Source organism: Gordonia jinhuaensis, from assembly GCF_014639795.1.
In the GTDB taxonomy this organism is placed as follows: Bacteria; Actinomycetota; Actinomycetes; order Mycobacteriales; family Mycobacteriaceae; genus Gordonia_B; species Gordonia_B jinhuaensis.
The window spans coordinates 1-19,979 of the sequence record NZ_BMGC01000046.1 but is presented as its reverse complement, the minus strand read 5'-3'; the positions used below and the strand labels follow the sequence as shown (position 1 = coordinate 19,979).

The window sequence follows — 19,979 nt, the reverse complement described above, 5'->3', positions numbered from 1 at the left end:
CAGCATCGCCATCACGCAGGCCCAGAGCGGGAGCCGGAGAATTCGCCATAGCCGAGTATCTCAAACCCCCAACCATTAACTAACTAACGACACGAGATACTAGGTACGTCTGCTCGAGCGCACCTCGGCAGGCATGGCGTGCTCCTACACTCTGATCGCCATGCCGCAGGCGACACGTTGGATCTCGCCAAGAACCTCTGGCATTCGGTGTTCTGACATGGCATTTGACGCGCACGGATACACGCTGCCTCCTGTCAAGGGACTCGGCACGTCTTGGTACGAGCGGGGGGCTGGATACCGAGCCAGGAGAACTGGTCTCACGATTGGCTTGGCGGCCGTTGCAGCGATCATGGTCTACCTCGACTTCGGTGTCGTTACCGGTATCGCGAGCCTCTACACATCCTGGGTGCACTACCTCGTGCTGGGCGTCGGCATCGCCATCTTCATCGGCAGCCTGGTGTGGGCGTACCGGCAGTTCAACGACGTTCCGGAGGAGAAGGAAGCGGGCTGTCCCCGGATTCTTTACAACCCGAGAGCCCGGCCGTTGAAGCCGGGCACCACGAAACGAATGATGCGTGGCGCCACGCTGATGGGGCCGATGGCCGTTGCCGGCTCGGCGGCGGGCCTGGTCGCCATCGTCGGCGCCGTGTTCTTCGCCGGGCTGCCGATCATGATGGCGGCATTCTCCATGCAGCGATACGTCAGCCGGGCGGAATTCCTTGCCGTGCAACGGTATGGAACCCGGGATCACCCCCGCGATCTCGTGACACACGGGTAGTGGGCCGTCATAACCTTCACGTCCCTGCAGCGCTATCTCACTCGCGCCGAGTTCGAAGCGGTACAGCAATACGGGAAGGAAAAACACCCCAAGATCCCCACCACGAACGCGTCGTGAACCCAGACATGCGCAACGGGTCGCACGGTGACCTGTGAGTCTCACCGCGCGACCCGTCGCTCCCTCGGTGTGAACGGTCCGCTCGACACAGATTGTCGATGCTGCCGGCTGTCAACGATCCGGGAGGGGGGAGCCGGACCGGTTAGCCGGTACTCCCGAAATCCTGATTCCAGGGATGGAATGCACACACCAGAGGGGTCTTCACGCCGAGCGCCCGCAGGGTGATCGAGATGGCCCTGGGGTCGAACGGCAGGTCACTGTGATCGGAGAAGTCGAACGGACAGCCGTCCTGGACGGTGACGTTGTGCACCGTCGCTCCGGGTCCGGCGGTCAGGAATGTCGCCGTGTACGGCGTGGACAACTGGTCGAACCGCGTGGCGATCGCCGTGTAATCCACACCTGGATCGGTGTCCCCGCCGGCGTTGAGACGGCGGATGAACGGCGACCCGACCAGTTGTTCTTCGCCCGACACACCGGCCAGAATGTCGGTCACCGGGCCGATGTCGACGCCGGCATCGCGCAGCGTGGCGGCCAGTGCGCCGATCCCGTCGACGGTGGTCCCGTGGTTGGTCGCACCGAAGGTCACCACATGGGCGATCTTGTTCTTCGCGGGATCAGCCGGGTGCGAACCGCCGCCGAAGCGCATGTACTGCCGGATCACCACGCCGCCCTGCGAATGTCCGACGGCGTCGACCTGCGTGGCGCCGGTGGCGGCGAGTACACGGTCGACGAACACACCGAGCTGCTTGGCCGAGTCCTCGACGCGCCCGGTGCCGTAGAGGCCCGGCACCACCGACAGCACACCGCCACCGCTGAGGGGATCCGACCGACCGTAATTCTGCGCGAACACACAGAACCCGGCCTTCTTCAGCGCCGGCGACAATCGTGCCCACGTGCTGTAGGCGCCTTCCCACGTGCCGTGGACCAGTACCACCGGTCGTGGATGTGCCGCCGACGGTCGGCACGACCAGTCGTTGGCACCTGCAGGCGCCTGGTCGTGGAAGGGATAGGCGAATGCCTGCTGGAAACCGGTCTGTTCGGGTCCCACTCCCACCGTGTCGGTGGCATATCCGCCGGTGGCAGACGCACTGCCGGTACCGGTCACGGCCAGCATCGCAGCCGCGGCGAGCGACACCGCGCCCGCTGCGAGCCGACTGACCAATCGTGTTGTCATCGAACGCTTTCGCCTCATCGGTCTTCCTGCTGTTTCTCTACATCCCTGTCGTCCTCGCATGCCGCGACACGAGGCCGGTCGCCGAGCCCCGCGCCGATGTCACGGAGGCGGTCGAGCGCCTGCTGACGACCTGCGCGAGGAGTGGCCGGCACCAAGACACCGGCCCATACCCCGACCACGTCGTCCTCGATGCCCAGCGCCAGTTCCGCACAGTGCCTGCGGATCGGGCACTGACGACAGACGGCGGCCACACGCTCCATGTCCACCCGCGACACTCTGCGATTGCCCGGGAACCACAGGTGCGGTTTGTCCGCGCAGGCCGGAACCACGGTGCTGTCAACGGATCCCGGGGCGGCAGAGCGGGGATGAATCCGGCCGGACGGCGGGGCGGCGGATGCGCGGCGCTTGCCGGCACCCTCGCCCACGCGCGGCCGGGATCTCAACTGTGTGGCGGGTAGTGTGCGGGCCACTTCCGCACCTCCTGTAGCGCAGCGGCGACCTGACACAGCAATGGCTCGCTGTTCGGCGGACCCACCAGTTGCACGCTGAGCGGCAGTCCGTCAGAGAAACCGGCCGGCACGGCAGCCGCCGGATTACCGCACACATTCCACACCGACGTGTACGCCGCGACCGGGGACGCCTTCGCCGACGCCGCGACGAAATCGGCACCGTCGAGCTGTCCGATCTCGTAGGCCTTACCCGGTGTGGTTGGGCAGATCAACAGATCGAAGGCGGGGAAGACCGATCCGAGGATCTGTGAGCCCACCTGCTTTCCCACCTCGATGGCCTTCGACACGGCGACATCCGTCGAGAGGCCGGTGGCCTTGCCGATGTCCACCCCCTGGCGGGTGCGTGCCTCCAACAGCTCGTAGTGGTCCGCACGGTGTGCCTCGGTGCTGAACCCGCCCACCACCTGCGGTTCGAATGCCGCGGTGAGGGTTGCCGGATACACCGGATCGTGTCCGCTCACGCGGTGTCCCAGACGCGAGAGGATGGCGCCGGTGTCGAGGATCGCCTGCCGCGAGTCATCGTCGAGGAAGGTTCCGGCGGGCTGTGCGGTCGACAGCGCGATCCGCAAGGGACGCAGCGGCTTGCGCAGCGCATCGGTCAGCGAATACGGCCAGGGCTCGGCGGAGTACAGGTCCACACCCGGCACAGAGCCGTGGATACAGTCGAGGATCAGGGCGGTGTCTTCCACCTTGCGGCACAGCGGCCCGATCACGCCGAGGGCCTTCCACAGGTCCTTGTTCGGTGCAGCCGACACTCTGCCGCGCTGAAGTTTCAGACCGTAGAGTCCACACCACGACGACGGCAGACGGATCGACCCGCCGCCGTCACCACCGATGGCGGCAGGCACCATCCCTGAGGCCACCGCCGACGCGGTGCCACCCGAGGATCCCGCAGTCGAGTGCAGGATGTTCCACGGGTTGCGGGTGTAGCCGTGCGCCGAGGTCTCGGTGAAAGGCCAGATCCCGAACTCGGGCATCGCCGTGATACCCAGGATGACCGCGCCGGCCGCACGCAGCCGCTTCACGACCTCGGCGTCGTCGGTCGCGGGCTTGGTGAACGCCGCACCGCCATACGTGGTCGGGACACCCTTCACATGGTTCTCGGCCTTGATGCCGATCGGGACCCCGTGCAACGGACCGAGTTTCGCACCGGAGGCCTTCTTGGCATCGAGTGCGTCCGCTTCCGCGCGCGCAGCGTCGTACAGCGGGATGGTCCACGCACGCAATGTCGGGTTGAGCATGTCGATACGGGCGAGGAAGAAGTCGGTGAGCTGACGGGCGGTGAATTCACCACTGCGCACGCGACGCGCCAGTTCGACCACGCCGGCGAAAGCGATCGACTTGTCATGTGGATCCAGCCCCCGTGGTGCAGCAGTGGCGGGAGCCGCAGAGAGGGAGGTGGCTGCCACCGCCGCTGCCGCAGCCACCGCCGAACCGGCGAGCAGCGATCGACGTCCGATCCCCGATGTCGCGGTCCGATCGGTATCCGTTACTAGTTCAGACACGTATTCCATCCTTCGTGATGAAGACTCGATGACACACTCCAGAGGCGGAAATGCCCGAACAGCAAAACAATTCGATATGTCAGTAACCGAACAGGCCTGTCGACTTCCGCCTTCACCGACAGGCGAACGGAACACTAACCAGGCAGTGTGACACCGATTTCACCGCGCGGTTTCGATGTGCGAGAACTTCACCGGACATTTTTCTCACCGCGGTTTACCTCGACGTCATCCACGTTGACGACGACGCAACCTTCGCCCGAGACGCTGGACAGGCCATGAATCCACATCGCCGCCTCGTCGCCGACCGGTCTCCGCTTCACGGACTGACCCGCCGCAGGCTTCCATTCATACCCGTCGTAGCGCAGTCTGTAGCCGCGATCGCTCCGGCCGGAACCTCCGCGGTGACACCGATGTTCGTCATCGCGGCGGTCGGCGGCGGCAACGCAGTCCTCGCCTTTCTGCTGGCCACGGTGGTGGTGACCGCCGTGGCTGCGACGATTCGACCTCTCGCACAACGCATCGCGTCGGTGGGCGGGCTGTACTCCTATGTGGCGCAGGGGGTAGGTCCGCGTGCGGCGTTGACCACCGCCTGGTCGGCAGTGGTCGGCTACGGAGCGGTCAGTGTGGCCGGGCTCCTGGCCACCGGGCTCTACCTCGCACAGATCGGTGCACGTATCGGAATCAGTGACGCCAGTCCCATGATCATCGCCGGTGTGATCGTTGCTGCAGGAGCACTTCTCGGCGTTCTCCTCGTCCGGGGAATCCGCATCTCATCGCTGGTCACACTTCTCGTCGAAGTGGTCGCAGCCGCGATCATGGTCTCGATCATGGTCGTGATCACGATCAACGCCGCACATCGCGGAATCGACTGGGGAAAGGCGTTCTCCGGTGAGTCGCACGGACTCAGCAACACCCTGGGCATCGGAACGGTCGTGGCCGTCAGCGCCTTCGTGGGATTCGAGAGCGCGACCACACTCTCCGCGGAGGCGTACCGCCCATTCCGCTCCATCCCGTTCGCAGTGCGGTGGACCCCGATGGTAGCCGCCGCCATCTACCTTCTCGCCGTGATCACACAGTCGCTGGCGATTCAGACTGCCCCGGCCTCGGTCGTGTCGAGCCCCAGCCCGCTGACCGGACTGCTGATCTACAACGGCCAGTCGGCTGCCGCGGTCGCCATGGACGCGGGGGTCGCCACGTCGTTCTTCGCCTGCTCACTCGCATCGAGCAGCGCTCTTGTCCGCGTGCTCTTCTGCCTGGGCCGAGAACGAATGCTTCCTCCTGCATTCGGCCGGACCCATCGTCGGTTCAACACTCCTGCGTTCGCCGCCGTCTGCTCAGCGGCACTGATCACGATGACGGCGTTGCTCTACCTGGCCGCCACCGGTCGTGCCGACAGAGGGCTGGAGACCTTCCTGACACTGAGCTCGCTGGGGTACATGGGTTCGTATCTGGCAGCATGTCTGGCGGCACCGGCGCTACTGCGCCGGATCGGCGAGACCACTCGACGGACCACTGTGATCGCCGCCATCGCCTCGGCGATGCTGTTGGCCTGCCTCATCACCGCGGTGACAGTTGACATCGATCACACTCGATCCCTGATGGTCATCTACCTGACATCACTGCTTCTAGCGGTTGTCATCATCGTGGTTGTGGGCAGATTCTCACCCCAGCGACTCTCTAGTGTGGGCGTGTTCGACGAACCGACCCGCGACGAGGTGCTCGAAATGGCAAGCCCACGTCTATGATTCACGGACTTTCTTCAAGCCGCTCACCGCAGTCGGCTGGTGGACATCCGTCGACCACGACGTGCTGACGAGACGGTACGGACGTGCGAAATCCCCGCAACGACACGCTCGCCCGCGCGTTTCAGATCATCGAGGCAGTGGCGGATCTCGGCATGGGTACCACCGCGCAGGAGCTCGCCGCACATCTCGACGTGCCGGCATCGACGATCTATCGGATGCTCAACACCCTTGTCGCCGACGAGTATCTGGTGCGCACAGCCGATCTCCGTGGATTCGCACTGGGCGCACGGTTGGAGGGAATGCTGGCCGCGGCGACCACGCCCCGGGTGTCGGCGACGGCCCGCGACGCCATCGACGATTGCCGCGGATCGGTCCGATTCGGCGTGCACATCATGACGTTTCGTCCCACGTCACTGCGGGTTGCCGATGTCGACCCCGATCACCCACTGCCGAATCCGCAGGGACTCATGCGATATCCGCACGCTTCGGCTCCGGGCAAGCTTCTGCTCGCCTCCCTGTCGCGCTGGCGAGAGGTGCTGCCGGGCAGGCCGGTGTCGGTGACCCCGAAGACCATCGTCGACGTCGGCCGGATCTCGGCGCAGATCGACTATGCGCGCAGCAGCGGAACGGCCATCGAAGCCGAGGAGCTCGAACTCGGTTGGGCGGGTATCGCCGTGCCGATCCACGACTGCGAGGGGTCGGTGCGCGGCGCGGTCAGCCTCACCGGGATGGCGTCACGACTCGACGCCATGGCCGACAACCGGCAGGTCGCCACCGATCTCGCGACCCGGCTCGGCCCGCTGCTGTTCTGAGGCGACTCGGTCCCTCGGACGCTGCCGTCGGACCGCTCCTCGACATGCGACTTACATCGGTCATTTGTACGATACTGTTCGTTTCCGCTCTCGCAACCAGCCGGCCGCGCAAACGTTGCCAGAGTCGGAGCGCACCACTCACCAGGGAGAACCAGATGGCGACAACACCGGAGCAGTCGATCTCGCGACGACGCGTACTGGCTGCCGGCGCGATCACCGTCGCCACCGCGACGGTGGCAGACGGGCTGACACAGACGTTCGCCGGTCGGGCGCAGGCCACCCCCGCTGCGCGCGCATTCGTCCACGGCGTCGCCTCGGGCGACCCACTGCCGGATGCGGTCTTGATCTGGACGCGCATCACGCCGTCGGTACAAGCCACCCCCGGCAGCGGCCGAGGCGCACCGGCGCGTCTGCGGTGGGAGGTCGCCACCGATCCCGGCTTCGCCCATGTGGTCCGCAGCGGTGTGGTCACCACCACCGCCGCACGCGATCACACGGTGACCGTCGATGTCACCGGACTGTCGCCCGCAACGGTGTATCTCTATCGCTTCACGTCCCTCGACGGCCCCACATCCGGTCAGGTGTCGCCGATCGGGCGCACCAAGACCGCTCCCGCACACGGGACCGACCTCCGCGCACTGAACCTGGCATTCGTCTGCTGCTCGAACTACGAGGCCGGCTACTTCACCGCGTATCGCCGCCTCGCAGAGCACTCCGAACTCGACGCAGTTGTCGAACTCGGCGACTACATCTACGAATACGCGCACAACGGCTACGTCGGGCGGGCAGGCGCACTGCGAACCGCGCAGCCGCTCAACACCGTCGCTCACCTCAACGACTACCGCCAGCGATTCGCCACCCACCGCACCGACGCCGATCTCCAAGAGGCGCACCGCAAATTCCCGTGGATCTGCACACTCGACGATCACGAGTACGCCGACAACGCTTACGCGAACGGCGCGACCGGGGATGACCCGAACATCCCCGCCCGCGACGGCACCTGGGCGCAACGCAAACGCGCCGCACTGCAGGCATACACCGAATGGATCCCGCTGCGGTGGTCGGGCGATCTGTCGAATCCGAAGTTCTACCGCACGCTGCGATTCGGCACGCTCGCCGAGATCTCCATGCTCGACCTGCGCACCTACCGCACCGAGCAGGCCGACGTGTTCAGCAGGCAGATCGACTCCGATGTCGCCACCATCACCGGCAAGGCGCAACTCGACTGGCTGATCGCCTCCTTGGCGTCATCGACCACCCGCTGGCAACTGGTCGGCAACCCGGTGATGATGGCGCCGTTCATGTTCCCTCCCTTCGACACCGCGACCGTCGGCGCAATCGCCGAGATGCTCGGGCTACCCAAGGAAGGTGTGGTGGTCAACACCGATCAGTGGGATGGCTACAGCCATGACCGCGAGAAGCTGTTCGCCGCAATCGAGAAGAACCGTGTGCGCAACCCGGTGTTCGTGACCGGTGACATCCACTCGTCGTGGGCCAACGAGCTACCGATCGACGCCGGGCGCTATCCGGATACCGCCAATGCCGGTGTGGAATTCGTGGTTCCCTCGGTGACCGCGAACTCGCTCGCCGAATCGATCGGTGTGCCCGACCGCACGGCCGCTGTTCCCGCCGAGCAGGCCATTCGCGCCGTCAACCGGCATGTGCGCTGGAATCAGATGGACCAGCACGGTTTTCTGATACTCGAGGTGACCCCGGGCAGCGCCGTCGCGAGTTGGCATCTGCTCGACAGTGTGATCACCACCGACAGCCGCGACCGCGTGGCCGCGCGCTGGCGGGTACGCGACCGGTCACGGCACATCGAATCGGTCTGAGGTCGTGGGCGCGTCGAGATCCTGTGCAGTGCGGCCTGACCGATGACGCCCGACCGGTCAACCCGGACGAGGTGTCAGCGGTGGGCTTCGATGCCGCGCCACACGCCGCCGAGTAGCGTCGCACTCACCGGTGTCGAGGCGACCCGACGGCCGTGCGCACCGAGGATCGTCCGATTGTCGGAGAGGGTACAGTTCCACCCCGAACGCGCGAATTCCTTGGGTATGCCCGGATTGTCATGCCACAGTTCACGAATGGGCGCGAAGGCCGAGTCGTCGATGCCGGCGTTGTGATGGCCGCGGAGCGTCACCCCCAGGTGCGAACCCTGCTCGGTGGCACCGGCAATTCCTTCGATCACCCTGCTCACCACATCGTCATCGAGGTACACCAGCACTCCTTCCACTATCCAGCAGGTGGGCAGATCCGCGCGAAACCCTGTGTCCTCCAGTGCTCGAAGCCAGTCGTCGGTGAGGTCGGTACGCACCACCCGCCGCTCATTGCGCGGCGTCAACGAGTGTTCGTCGATGATCGACTCCTTGGCATCGGCCACGTCGGGCCGATCGACCTCGTAGACCACCGCACCCTCGCCGAGGTCGAGCCGGAAGGCGCGCGCATCCAGGCCCGAGCCGAGGATCACGTACTGCTTCACGCCCTGCTTCGCGGCGAGTGCGCAGACGTCGTCGAGGAACACGGTGCGACCGACGATCCAGTAATACATGAGCTTGCGCTCGTCATCGTCGCTCAGCCCCTCCACGCTGTCGGGTTTCGATGCGTCACCGATGATCGGCGGCGCCGCATTCTCATCGAAGATCGCCGTCGCGATCGGATCGGTGAACAACGGGTTCGGCAGTCGTGACTCGTAGGCGCGCACGTAGGCGACTCCCAGCGCAGTCTGTCCGACAGTGTCCAAATCGGTCATCGTCCCTCGCTTGATCGGTGCTCGAATCACGTCCGTCCACATCCAGGGTATGTGGATGGTGCGCCCACTTCGGCCCAATCGCCTACCCGACGGAAGCGCCATCCCGATATGCCTGTTTCGGGCGGTGCCGATGACCGGTTCGCCCGATGCGCGCCCGCGCGGTGGGCAGCTCAGTGCCCGGCGAAGGCCTCGGCCAGCCACCAGGAACCGCCGTCACTGGTGATCTTCGCGTCGATCACCAGCGGCGGTGCCCACCCGTCGGCCTCGTATCGCGACACCCACTCGTGCACCTGCGACAGGTCGCCGACGCTGCGCACCGTCACACCAACCGCACCGAAACCTGCTGCCACCGCGGCGATGTCAGTCTCCGGAAACGTGACAGTGGTCATGTCCGCGTCGCCGAAGTGATACACCTCGGCACCGTAGGCGGAATCGTTGTAGACGATCACCACCAGTGGAATACGGGTCCGTACGGCCGTATCCAACTCCGAGATCGCCATCATGAATCCGCCGTCGCCGGTACCCAACACCGGGAGTCGATCCGGCTGGGCGGCGGCGGCGCCGATCGCGGTGTAGAGCCCCAGTCCGATCGACTGGTAGGCCTGGGTGAAGCAGAACCCGAACTCGTCGGGCACCGACAGATGTGTGGCCGGGTACCCCATGAAGTTCCCCGAGTCGATCGCGACAACTCGGTCGGCGGGCAAGATCTCGTCCAACGCGATCGTCAACGCGCGCGGATCGATCCGATCCGCGGCGGCGACAGCGGCACCGGCATCGGCATCGGCATCGGCATCGGCATCGGCATCGAGCGGAACATCCTGCCAGCGAGACTCCTTCGCTATCCGCTGAGCGACCTCGGCCGTCCGGTACCCGACGCGATCCGCCACGTCTCCCAGCGCGTCGAGGCAGTCGGCGGCGACGAGGGCGCAATCACCCACCACCCCCAGATCCACCGCTCGATGCGCGCCGATCGCCGAGACGTCGTCGTCGACCTGCGCCACGACCGTCTGCGCGCCGATCAGCTTTCCCTGCCGCATCGTCCACATGTTCAGTGCGCAACCCCAGCCCACGATCAGATCGGCACCGGCGATCAGATCGGCGGTCGCCGGCGACGAGAATCCCCCCGAGATACCCAGGGAGAAATCATCTTCGGCGAACAGGCCGTTCGCCACCGCCGACGTCGCCACCAGCGCCCCGGTCTTCGCAGCGAGTTCATCGATCTCCTGACCGGCTCCACGGCCTCCGCGCCCCGCCACGAAGACGGGCCGCTGCGCACTCGTGATCAGATCGACCAGTCGCAGCACCGACACCTCATCGGCCCGCATGCGCGGTGCCGTGATCTCGACGTCGATCGGGCCCTCGACACTTGCAGCCGATGCCGCGACATCGATGGCGACGTTCAGCACCACCGTCGCACGCTGTTGCACAGCGGTGCGGTAGGCGCGAACCACGTCGGCGACCGCGGTCTCGGGCGAGTACACACGCTCACTCACCGCACCGACACTCCTCGCCAGCCCCTCCTGATCCACACGGAAGTTGGATTTCAGTGCAGCAGCTGGACTGTCGGCGGCCAACACGATCATCGGTGTTCGGCTTTTCGCCGACTCGGTGATGCCGGTCATCGCATTGGTGAGGCCGCATCCCTGGTGCACCGTCGCCACTGCGACCCGTGACGACATCCGCGAATACGCGTCGGCCATCGTGGCCGCACCACCCTCGTGGCGCGCCGCCGTGAACGCGACCCCACCGGCCCGGAGCGCATTGGTCATCACGAAGTTGCCACTGCCGACGACCCCGAACACGTGGCCGACGCCCAGATCGGCGAGCACCCGGCCTACCACGTCGGCCACGGTCGGGCCGTACCTCACCGCCTCCGCACTCGACCGGTCATCGGAGTCGGCCTGTGGATCGAGCTGCGTCACTCGGCGATCCTGTCGACCACCGCCAGCACACGTGACGGACTGCCCGTACCGCCGACGATCGGCAGCGGCGCCACGATCAGCAGGGCACCGGTCGACGGCAATCGGCCCAGATTGCGCAGCGACGTGAGTCCGTACTTGTCATGTCCCAGAAAGTGGTAGTGCACCGGGAACGGCGGATCAAAAGTGCCGGCCATCCCCGCGTCGACGCCCACCGTCTCCACACCGAGTCCGGTGATCTCTCGGTTCACAGCAAGCCATTCCGCGCATTCGGGCGACACGCCCGGCGTGTGCGAACCCGTCTCGTCAGCGTTGAGGAAGGCCTTCTCGGAGTGGCCGTGGATCTCCCATCCGGTACGCAACAGCAACCACTGTCCCTGACTCAACGTGCCGTGCACCGACTCCCACTCCGTCACGTCATCGACGGTCAGCAGATAGTCAGGATTCTCGGCCACCGCGGCGGTCATGTCGAGGACAGCAGCGCCGCCGATCAACCGTCGCGGAGGGATCTGCGACACGTCGTCTCCGTCACGGCCGCTGATCCAGTGGACAGGGGCATCCAGATGTGTGCCGATGTGTTCACCGGTGTGAATGTTGTTGTGCCGCCAGAACGGTCCCGGCTCGTTGTACGCACTGACCTCCTCCAAGCTGAAGTCGATCAGGTTCACGAACGGCTCCGGAAGCCGTAGGGCCGGGGTCTGACTGCTCAGCGGTGTCGTCAGATCCACCACTTCCAGTCGACGGTCGGTCATCGCATCGATGAATGCCCCCAGCAGTGACGGGCTGGTGTCGGCGTTCGTCATATCTGGTCCTCCTGGTCACGGCCGCGTCGTCGCGGTTCACCGGGGTGTGCGCGGACGCTGTCCGGCGCACAGTCTCCCCCTTGCACATGTCCACTACACACGACGCGCACGGTCGGCGTCGCGCGATCGAGCACCAGAACGTCACCGTCGGTGCACCCGGCGGACATGTGTCCGACACCGATGGCCACAATGATCACCACAGTCACCTCGCACCACCTCGCCACATACGCCCCGACCCGGAGGTCTCCCCGTGTTCCCGAGTGTCCGCAGGTCTGTCGGCTTCGCACTGACCGTGGTAGCGGCGGGAACCCTGACCTTCACCGGCACCGACACAGCCGTGGCCGAACCCAGCTCGCCGACGCAGCCGGCCTTCGATCGCTCGTTGCACCTCGACCACGCGAACAACGCACGTGACATCGGCGGGTACCAGACCGCTGACGGCCACTGGGTACGCACCGGTCTGGTGTTCCGCTCGAACGCGCTGAACAAGCTAACGGCAGCCGAATGGTCCACGCTCGGCGGGCACGGAGTGAACCTCGACGTCGACCTGCGCAACGCCGCTGAACGTACGAAGGCCCCCGACAACCCACCCGCAGGTATCACCTACGAGGTCCGCGACGTGGTCGGGTTCCCCACGGGGCAGCTCCCCTCCCTGCTGGCATGTCCGCCGCTGCCGACCACGGTGAACGCGCTTTCCGCACTGCAGAACACGCCGCTCGACGACGCGTTCACCGGTGGTTCGTACCCACTGATGGTCTGTTACAACGGATCGGCGCAGGCCTTTGCCGGTCTGATCACCGACATCGCGACCCACACCAGCGGCTCGGTCCTGTACCACTGCACCGGCGGGAAGGACCGGACCGGTTGGGCGACAGCGGTTCTGCTCACCATCCTCGGCGTTCCGCGGGACACCGTCACCGCCGATTTCCTGCTGTCGAACACCTATCACGGTGCGGGTTCGGTACAGAAGAGCTGGCTGGATTCTGCGTTCGCCGAGGTCAATTCCGCCTACGGGTCATTCGATCGCTATGTCCGGGACGGACTGCACCTCTCCCCCGCGACCGTGGCGGCACTCAAGGCTCGACTGTTGACCACCGACGCCCTTGACCACCGACGCCCCTTGATCACCGACACCCCTTGATCTGGTGCACATCTCCCGCGCCTGGGATCAGTGCCTGATCTGTGACAACGACGTGCGGTCCTTGGCAGATACGAGCAGGACCTCGGTCGCGACACTGGCGCCGATCCGGTGCGGTCGACCGGCATCGAAATGCACCGACGCGCCGGCCGCGACGGTGTAGGCCTCACCGTCGTACTCGAATTCGAGTGAGCCACTGAGCACATACAGCCATTCCTCACCGCGGTGGGTCACCGCGGTGGTGGCCTCGCGGTGCGGGGAGATCTGCACCCGCAGCGCCTCGATACTGCTCGATCCCTTGAACCCACTGCACACCGCGATTTCCAGTCCCCGCGCCACATGCCGTGGGGTGTCCAGCGGGAAGATCGCCAGCTCGGACGGCTCGTCGTCCTCGCCGAGGAGTGCGCTCACCCGCACCCCGAGCGCATCCGCGAGTTCGACCAGCGTCGCGATCGACGCCTGCCGTTCACCGGCCTCCAACCGCGACAGATGTGCCTTGGAGATCGAGGAGATGCCCGACAGCTGGTCGAGGGTGAGACCGTTGCGCTCGCGCGCGGCTCTGATCTTCGCGCCTATGGCGTCGAGGTCCACTGTGGATGACACGCCTCGACAGTAACCAGGAGTTGCCTCACGGGCAACGCCATCGCCGGCCACACTGACCCGCTCCCGACCTCGACGCACGGAGGTGCGATCGTCGTTGCAGTAAGAACTGTGTCTCGAACCCTGTCCGTGCCATCGTGTTACGCCACGTTACCGCTCGATTAATTGAGGCAACTTGTGTTGCCCCATTGGCAACCCGCTCATACGCTGAGTCGCGTCCGGTACCTCCCACGACGAGCAAGTGCCAGACGTCACCACTCGGTCGGTCAGTCCGGCCCTCAAGCCACCCTCGTCCGCACCGCGTCTCTGTGCGACCACTCACTCAGTTCTCCTGTCACCACTCTTTCGACCAACGGAGCACCCATGTCGACATCCGAACAAGCCCCACCGGGCCATCACGTCCCGTCCTCCCCAACACCCCGATCCCCTGCCCCGAACACGACATCCGATGTTCGGTCAGGAGCACTGGGATTCCCCACTCTCGTGGCACAGTCGATCGCACTCATCTCGCCCACGATGACAGCGGTTCTCATTGTGCCGCTGGCGTTTTCCTATGCGGGAAACGGGACCTGGCTCGCCTACCTCTTCGCCACGCTGATGCTGTCGTTCGTGGTGATGAACCTCAAGGTCTTCGCCTCGCGTTCCACCCAGCCCGGATCGATGTACGCCTACATCGGGCGCGGACTCGGGGCCCGAGCAGGTGTGCTTGCGGGGTGGACCCTGTTGTGGGCCTACGCCTTCATCGCGATCGCCGGTCTCACGGGATTCTCGATCTTCGTCAACCAGCTCCTCGACTCTGTCGGCGCGGGATTCCACATCCCTGCCGTGGTGTCGTTCTGCATCAGCGCCGGGCTGTGCTGGCTGGTCGCCTACAAGGACATTCGCATGTCGTCGCTGCTGATGCTTGCGCTCGAGGGCCTCTCGATGTTCCTGATCATCTCGCTCTGCGTGGTGATGCTCGCCAAACACGGATCGATCGTCGACAAACACCAGATCACGCTGCACGGCGTGGGACTCAGTGACATGACGCTGGCCGTTGTGGTCTGCATCTTCAGCCTCGTCGGCTTCGAGAGCGCGACCGCACTGGGCGGGGAGGCGAAGAAGCCGCTGGTCAACATTCCCAAGGCGGTCCGCTGGAGCCTCATCATCACCGGCCTGTTCTTCGTGTTCGTCAGCTATGTCGAGGTGCTCGGATCCAGCGCCCACAAACTCGACCTGTCCACGCTGGCCGCACCGCTGGACACCCTGGCCGACGCCTACGGCGTGGGCTGGATGAAGGCCCCCATCTGCATCGGCGCGATTCTCAGCTTCTTCTCCCTCACACTGTCCTGTGTCAATGCCGGGTCGCGCATCCTGCTGCCCATGGCACGTCACGGTGTGTTCAGCTCACATGTAGGAAACATTCACTCCCGCAACCAAACACCGCATATCGCGGCCGCTGCGTACATGCTCTCCATCCTGGTGGTGGTGAGTGTGTGGCAGATCTTCATCGACCCACTCACCACCTTCGGCGACGCGGGAACGCTGGCCGCCTTCGGATTCCTGCTGGTGTACTTCATGATCTCGATCGCCGCGCCGGTCTACCTGCGCCGCCGCGGAGAACTCACGCCGAAGAACATCGTGATCATGATCGCGGCGCTGGTGTGCCTGGCCGTACCCACTGTGGGCAGCTTCTACCCCGTGCCACCGGCGCCGGTTCGGTACTTCCCCTACATCTTCGCCGGTTACATGCTCGTCGGCGTCATCTGGCTCGTGGTGGTCGGTAGGCGTAAACCACAGCTGCTCAACGACATCGAGGCCGACCTGGAGCACAGCGTCGATGGCGCCGGCGGATCCGCGCCGGATGCGATCACGACACCGGCCACCGCTCCGCTGAAGGGAACAGTCGCATGACCGCCACATTCAGTGATTCCAAAGCCGATCTCATGGCGCGTGCACAGGCCGACATGGCGCGTCACCTGCAGGACTCATCTCTGACGGTGCGACAGAAGGTCGCGTTGACCTGCCGGATACTGTTCGACGCCGGGCATGATTCCGGCCTGGCAGGACAGATCACGGCGCGGGCCGAGGAGCCGGGTACCTACTACACCCAGCGCCTGGGACTGGGCTTCGACGAGATCACCGAGGCCAATCTCCTGTTGGTCGATGAGGACCTCGTAGTGCTCGATGGCGACGGTATGGCCAACCCCGCCAATCGATTTCATTCATGGATCTACCGCGCTCGCCCGGACGTCAACTGCATCGTCCACACCCACCCGTTCCACGTCGCGGCTCTGGCGATGCTCGAGACACCGCTGGTCGTATCCCAGATGGACATCGCTCCCCTCTACGACGACTGCGCCTTCCTGCCCGACTGGCCCGGAGTTCCGGTCGGCAACGAGGAGGGGGAGATCATCACCGCCGCGCTCGGCGACAAGAAGGCGGTGCTACTGGCCCATCACGGACATGTGATCGCCGGTGCCGGCGTGGAGGAGGCCTGCTCCCTGGCCGTGCTCATCGAGCGCGGCGCCAAACTACAGCTCGCCGCCATGTCGGCCGGCACCATCGCTCCCCTCCCCGAGCGACTGGCACGGGAGGCGCACGACTGGACGCTCACCCCGAAGAAGAGCCAGGCCAACTTCGCCTACTACGCGCGACGGGCACTCGCCGCTCACGCGGATGTCCTGTCCGAATCCTGACATACTTCACCGACTCGACCACCGAGGAGCATCACCATGACCACAGCACCCGACACCTCTGCAGCACCAGCCGCCGCATCCGGCGAGCCCGGACCCCTGTTCCACGGGATCATCGCCTACCCGGTCACCCCGTTCACCGCCGACGGCTCCGGAATCGACGTCGACATCCTCACCGGTCTCGTCGAGACACTCGTCGACGCCGGAGTGCACGCCATCGCCCCGTTGGGCAGCACCGGCGAGACCGCGTACCTGTCCGAAACCGAATACGACACCGTCGTCGACACGGTCATCGCCGCAGTCGCCGGACGAGTGCCGGTCATCGTCGGTGCCTCAGATCTGTCCACCGCAAACACGATTCGGCGCGCCGAACATGCGCAGTCCGCGGGTGCGGACGCGGTCATGGTTCTTCCGGTGTCGTACTGGCCGTTGACCGACCGGGAGATCGCACAGCACTACGCATCGATCGGTGCGGCGCTGGACATCCCGATCATGGCGTACAACAACCCGGCGACCGCGGGCATCGACATGAGCCCCGAGCTACTGGTGTCGATCTTCTCTGATGTCGAGAACATGACCATGGTCAAGGAGTCCACCGGCGACCTCTCGCGCATGCTGTCCATCAAGGAGCTCTCCGGCGGCGAGTTGCCGTTCTACAACGGCAGCAACCCATTGGTCCTCGATGCGCTCAACGCGGGTGCCAGCGGATGGTGCACGGCAGCACCACATCTGCGCCCGCAGGCCTGTCTCGACCTCTATGCGGCTGTCCGCGATGCGAATCTCGACGCCGCGGAGAAGATCTACGACGATCTGTCTCCGTTGCTGCGGTTCATCGTCGCCGGCGGACTCCCGACGACCGTGAAGGCCGGACTCGACATCCTCGGGACCTCTGTCGGCGATCCCCGTCCGCCCCTGCTGCCGCTGGACTCTGCGGGTCGCGCCGAACTGACCTCGACACTCAACGGTGAGCGTTGCCGTTGAGCAACCCGCGGTTGCCGACACCGAGTGCATACCATCGGGGGATGCACTCGGTGTTCTCCTACGGGACCCTGCGACTGCCTGCCGTCCAGATAAGGCTGTTCGGCAGGCTCGTCGACGCGGTGGAGGACTCGTTGCCGGGGTTCCGCCTCGGCGAGGTGCTGATCACCGATCCGGAGGTGATCGAGGCCAGCGGTACCGATCGTCATCCATTGCTGGTCAGAGCCACTTCGGCGGACTCGGTGGCCGGTCTCTGTCTGTTCCTCAGCGACGACGATCTCGCCGCAGCCGACGATTACGAGGTCGACGACTATCGCCGCGTCGAGGTGGCACTCGGCTCGGGGCGTCGGGCGTGGGTGTACGCGTCCGCCCGGGAAGCCGACGAGCTGGTCACCGGGCCGCCGCGATGATCACCACCGCTGTCGCCCCGATAGCGATCCACACGCCGACGCTGATGACGAGCGCGATCGCAACACCTCGCAGGGTCCGCTCGCCCTCCACACGCTCCCGACACAGATCACAGGTGCCGGAGTCGTGGCAATCCGGTTCATGCTCACCGGGTTTCCGGTCACCGGTTATGCGATCGACGGCGGGCGGTGAGCGATGATCCCCCGCATCAGAATTCGCTATCACCGCGCACGCGCCGTCTTACGTTCGCGCCGAGGCGACGCCGACACTGCGGTCTTCTGCGACTCCTGATAGGCCTGGCGCAATTCGCGGCTGATTCTCCCACGTGCTCCCACCGAGTAGTCGTTGCGTGCCGCCCACTCTCTGATGGCTTTTGCGTCCACCGGCTCGAGCTCGGGCACACGCGCCACACGCGCGTCCCGGCGACCTCCGACCCGTCGGGATCTGGCGAGCAGCGCGGACACCGGGACCTCGCCACCCTCGACTCGATCCAGGTTCTCACCGGAGATGTCGATCTCGTAGCTCACACCACGCCACGCCCACCGAACGGTGAACGCGTCGTCGACCCGCATCGGCTCATCGTCGAGATCGTCAACAAGCTCAACCATTGTCCTCGTAGCCATGACAGGCGTCCTTTCTTGACATTCCAGCTCTTTACGCGTGGTCTATGTCACTTCTCGGTGTCTCTCACACGGAGTCAGATGAGGATTCATCGGCTCCGTCGTCCCGGCCCACAACCGTTATAGCAACTATTGCGGTCCATTTACTACGGACAACGGAAGGTTAATTCCGGACGTTGTCGACGTCGATTCTGTCACCCGCTCGATATCGCACGAATTAGGTTTTGGATCCCAGTCGGCCGTGTACATATCCCGGAGACGCTCGCACACCACCGCCGAGGGCAAACGGAGTTCATCGAGGTGACGGCGATCACCGCGAAACCGTTTAGCCTCTTACGCAGCATATTTGAGAATCACAGCGGCCCACAAAGGCCAGTCTTGCCGGTTGATTCTCACCATTGTTCACACATGCGAAACACCATTGACCGCGATGTGCACCCAGTGACCAATCGATTCATCGGCGATTGACTGCCCACGCCTGATGGTCCTCGTTCATTCCCCGTGCGATGGCACGCAGCTTGCGATGACCCGAAACCGTTACACCACAATGACGACGAAAGGCACAGAACAGCCATCTAGGTGACGCAGCACTCCCTGCTCCGAGAAACGTGCCGTAGATCATCCTGGAGATCGCGACGTGGTCGAACACTGTGTTAACAGTCAGTTGCAGTCGCTTCCGCGACGTGGCAGTGATGCCCGATCATCGTGATCGCCGCGCACTGACGAGTCACGAGCATCCTCCGTAATCCGACGATCCGACCGATCGCTGACGACTGGTGTAGTCCCACATGATCGCCGAACCCTCTGCCGTGCAGACTCGATCACCTCGAGCACGAGCTGTCACATGCCTCCTCGCGACAGCACTGGTACTGATGTCGCTGATCCTCCATCCCGCGGTGGGGCGTGCGGATCCGAAACCGCAGCGCTGTCCGCGAACCGCGGTCCTGATCTCCGAGGGGACCTGGGCGTCGAGCGGGGACCCGACCAGACCAGATCCTGAGGGAATGCTCTACCCACTGGTTCAGGCGGGAACGGCGCAGCGCAGCGTGTGGTTCAACCCCTACCCGGCGCAGTTCCGCACACCGGTCCATCCCGACGACATGCCTTTCGATGTGAGCGTCGCGATCGGCGAACAGCTCCTGCGCTCACACATCGCCCAGGTGCACGCCCAATGTCCCGCTGCAGCAATCGTTCTCGTCGGCTACAGCCAGGGCGCCACGGTGGCCGGCGATGTCGCGGCCACGTCGTTGATCCCCATCCGGGAGACTGAGCTCCTCGCGGATCCGCGCCGCGTCCCGGCGATGGCACACGACGTGGGTCCGTCACCCGACGGTGTGGGTGTCGAGGTGGGGGCTGGTGCACGAGTAGGTGACATCTGATCTGGCTTGCCCTGCCGGGCGGCCTGGAAGGATGCCAGCTGTGCCCAAGCCCTATCCCCAGGAGTTCCGC

18 protein-coding genes are annotated in these 19,979 nt (G+C 65.0%); 10 read left to right on the top strand and 8 right to left on the bottom strand.

Annotated elements, in window-relative coordinates:
- Positions 1-349 precede the first annotated feature (349 nt).
- Positions 350-778: a hypothetical protein gene (locus IEW22_RS18205; protein ID WP_188588594.1), complete on the top strand. Its 429-nt coding sequence runs from the start codon at positions 350-352 to the stop codon at positions 776-778.
- Between the two features lie 259 nt (positions 779-1,037).
- On the opposite strand, the gene IEW22_RS18200 is transcribed toward IEW22_RS18205, so the two are convergent.
- From IEW22_RS18200 to IEW22_RS18190, 3 genes are all read right to left on the bottom strand, one after another.
- Positions 1,038-2,069, bottom strand: a complete 1,032-nt coding sequence (locus tag IEW22_RS18200) for an esterase/lipase family protein (protein ID WP_188588592.1) — start codon at positions 2,067-2,069, stop codon at positions 1,038-1,040.
- Positions 2,070-2,083: 14 nt separating this feature from the next.
- The gene (locus IEW22_RS20620) at positions 2,084-2,398 is read right to left on the bottom strand and encodes a WhiB family transcriptional regulator (protein ID WP_373284249.1); all 315 of its coding nucleotides are present in this window, start codon (positions 2,396-2,398) and stop codon (positions 2,084-2,086) included.
- A 110-nt stretch (positions 2,399-2,508) separates the two neighbouring features.
- On the bottom strand, positions 2,509-4,083 hold the full coding sequence (locus IEW22_RS18190) for an amidase (protein WP_229742880.1): 1,575 nt from the start codon (positions 4,081-4,083) through the stop codon (positions 2,509-2,511).
- Between the two features lie 275 nt (positions 4,084-4,358).
- Between IEW22_RS18190 and IEW22_RS18185 the strand changes: the two genes are divergently transcribed.
- The 3 genes from IEW22_RS18185 to IEW22_RS18175 all read left to right on the top strand — a co-directional run bounded on the left by IEW22_RS18185 (position 4,359) and on the right by IEW22_RS18175 (position 8,472).
- Entirely contained in the window at positions 4,359-5,828 is a 1,470-nt protein-coding gene (locus tag IEW22_RS18185; protein ID WP_188588587.1) for an APC family permease, read from the top strand.
- A gap of 83 nt (positions 5,829-5,911) precedes the next feature.
- Positions 5,912-6,640: an IclR family transcriptional regulator gene (locus IEW22_RS18180; protein ID WP_229742878.1), complete on the top strand. Its 729-nt coding sequence runs from the start codon at positions 5,912-5,914 to the stop codon at positions 6,638-6,640.
- Positions 6,641-6,795: 155 nt separating this feature from the next.
- On the top strand, positions 6,796-8,472 hold the full coding sequence (locus IEW22_RS18175; protein ID WP_188588585.1) for an alkaline phosphatase D family protein: 1,677 nt from the start codon (positions 6,796-6,798) through the stop codon (positions 8,470-8,472).
- 74 nt (positions 8,473-8,546) lie between these two features.
- On the opposite strand, the gene IEW22_RS18170 is transcribed toward IEW22_RS18175, so the two are convergent.
- From IEW22_RS18170 to IEW22_RS18160, 3 genes are all read right to left on the bottom strand, one after another.
- Positions 8,547-9,389 carry an SAM-dependent methyltransferase gene (locus tag IEW22_RS18170; RefSeq protein WP_188588582.1) on the bottom strand — a complete coding sequence of 281 codons (843 nt, stop codon included), beginning with the start codon at positions 9,387-9,389 and terminating at the stop codon, positions 8,547-8,549.
- 170 nt (positions 9,390-9,559) lie between these two features.
- The gene (locus tag IEW22_RS18165; protein ID WP_188588596.1) at positions 9,560-11,257 is read right to left on the bottom strand and encodes a thiamine pyrophosphate-binding protein; all 1,698 of its coding nucleotides are present in this window, start codon (positions 11,255-11,257) and stop codon (positions 9,560-9,562) included.
- 50 nt (positions 11,258-11,307) lie between these two features.
- Complete coding sequence (locus IEW22_RS18160; RefSeq protein WP_229742881.1) at positions 11,308-12,060, bottom strand: cyclase family protein; 753 nt, start codon at positions 12,058-12,060, stop codon at positions 11,308-11,310.
- Between the two features lie 301 nt (positions 12,061-12,361).
- Here IEW22_RS18160 and IEW22_RS18155 point away from each other — a divergent pair, with 301 nt between their 5' ends.
- On the top strand, positions 12,362-13,252 hold the full coding sequence (locus IEW22_RS18155) for a tyrosine-protein phosphatase (protein ID WP_188588579.1): 891 nt from the start codon (positions 12,362-12,364) through the stop codon (positions 13,250-13,252).
- 27 nt (positions 13,253-13,279) lie between these two features.
- Here IEW22_RS18155 and IEW22_RS18150 read toward each other — a convergent pair whose 3' ends face one another.
- On the bottom strand, positions 13,280-13,852 hold the full coding sequence (locus IEW22_RS18150; protein ID WP_188588577.1) for a helix-turn-helix domain-containing protein: 573 nt from the start codon (positions 13,850-13,852) through the stop codon (positions 13,280-13,282).
- Between the two features lie 480 nt (positions 13,853-14,332).
- Between IEW22_RS18150 and IEW22_RS18145 the strand changes: the two genes are divergently transcribed.
- Genes IEW22_RS18145 through IEW22_RS18130 form a run of 4 tightly spaced genes read left to right on the top strand, consistent with a single transcriptional unit; the run spans position 14,333 to position 17,912 of the window.
- Positions 14,333-15,742, top strand: coding sequence for an APC family permease (locus IEW22_RS18145; RefSeq protein WP_188588575.1), 1,410 nt, complete (start codon positions 14,333-14,335; stop codon positions 15,740-15,742).
- Positions 15,739-16,527 carry an aldolase gene (locus IEW22_RS18140; RefSeq protein WP_188588573.1) on the top strand — a complete coding sequence of 263 codons (789 nt, stop codon included), beginning with the start codon at positions 15,739-15,741 and terminating at the stop codon, positions 16,525-16,527. Before IEW22_RS18145 ends, IEW22_RS18140 begins: the two co-directional genes overlap by 4 nt.
- A gap of 36 nt (positions 16,528-16,563) precedes the next feature.
- A complete protein-coding gene (locus IEW22_RS18135; protein ID WP_188588571.1) occupies positions 16,564-17,505 on the top strand; it encodes a dihydrodipicolinate synthase family protein in 942 nt (313 codons plus the stop codon).
- A gap of 41 nt (positions 17,506-17,546) precedes the next feature.
- A complete protein-coding gene (locus IEW22_RS18130; protein WP_188588569.1) occupies positions 17,547-17,912 on the top strand; it encodes a gamma-glutamylcyclotransferase family protein in 366 nt (121 codons plus the stop codon).
- Between the two features lie 219 nt (positions 17,913-18,131).
- Here IEW22_RS18130 and IEW22_RS18125 read toward each other — a convergent pair whose 3' ends face one another.
- On the bottom strand, positions 18,132-18,533 hold the full coding sequence (locus IEW22_RS18125; protein WP_188588567.1) for a histone-like nucleoid-structuring protein Lsr2: 402 nt from the start codon (positions 18,531-18,533) through the stop codon (positions 18,132-18,134).
- Positions 18,534-19,534: 1,001 nt separating this feature from the next.
- Between IEW22_RS18125 and IEW22_RS18120 the strand changes: the two genes are divergently transcribed.
- Complete coding sequence (locus IEW22_RS18120; protein ID WP_188588565.1) at positions 19,535-19,909, top strand: cutinase family protein; 375 nt, start codon at positions 19,535-19,537, stop codon at positions 19,907-19,909.
- The last annotated feature ends 70 nt before the right edge of the window (positions 19,910-19,979 follow it).

Bases quoted from the DNA above. Each gene is read 5' to 3' on its own strand.
- IEW22_RS18205 (WP_188588594.1), top strand. From the start codon at position 350: ATGGTCTACCTCGACTTCGGTGTCGTTACCGGTATCGCGAGCCTCTAC.
- IEW22_RS18200 (WP_188588592.1), bottom strand. From the start codon at position 2,069: ATGACAACACGATTGGTCAGTCGGCTCGCAGCGGGCGCGGTGTCGCTC.
- IEW22_RS18185 (WP_188588587.1), top strand. From the start codon at position 4,359: ATGAATCCACATCGCCGCCTCGTCGCCGACCGGTCTCCGCTTCACGGA.
- IEW22_RS18175 (WP_188588585.1), top strand. From the start codon at position 6,796: ATGGCGACAACACCGGAGCAGTCGATCTCGCGACGACGCGTACTGGCT.
- IEW22_RS18170 (WP_188588582.1), bottom strand. From the start codon at position 9,389: ATGACCGATTTGGACACTGTCGGACAGACTGCGCTGGGAGTCGCCTAC.
- IEW22_RS18160 (WP_229742881.1), bottom strand. From the start codon at position 12,060: ATGACCGACCGTCGACTGGAAGTGGTGGATCTGACGACACCGCTGAGC.
- IEW22_RS18140 (WP_188588573.1), top strand. From the start codon at position 15,739: ATGACCGCCACATTCAGTGATTCCAAAGCCGATCTCATGGCGCGTGCA.
- IEW22_RS18135 (WP_188588571.1), top strand. From the start codon at position 16,564: ATGACCACAGCACCCGACACCTCTGCAGCACCAGCCGCCGCATCCGGC.
- IEW22_RS18130 (WP_188588569.1), top strand. From the start codon at position 17,547: ATGCACTCGGTGTTCTCCTACGGGACCCTGCGACTGCCTGCCGTCCAG.
- IEW22_RS18125 (WP_188588567.1), bottom strand. From the start codon at position 18,533: ATGGCTACGAGGACAATGGTTGAGCTTGTTGACGATCTCGACGATGAG.
- IEW22_RS18120 (WP_188588565.1), top strand. From the start codon at position 19,535: ATGCTCTACCCACTGGTTCAGGCGGGAACGGCGCAGCGCAGCGTGTGG.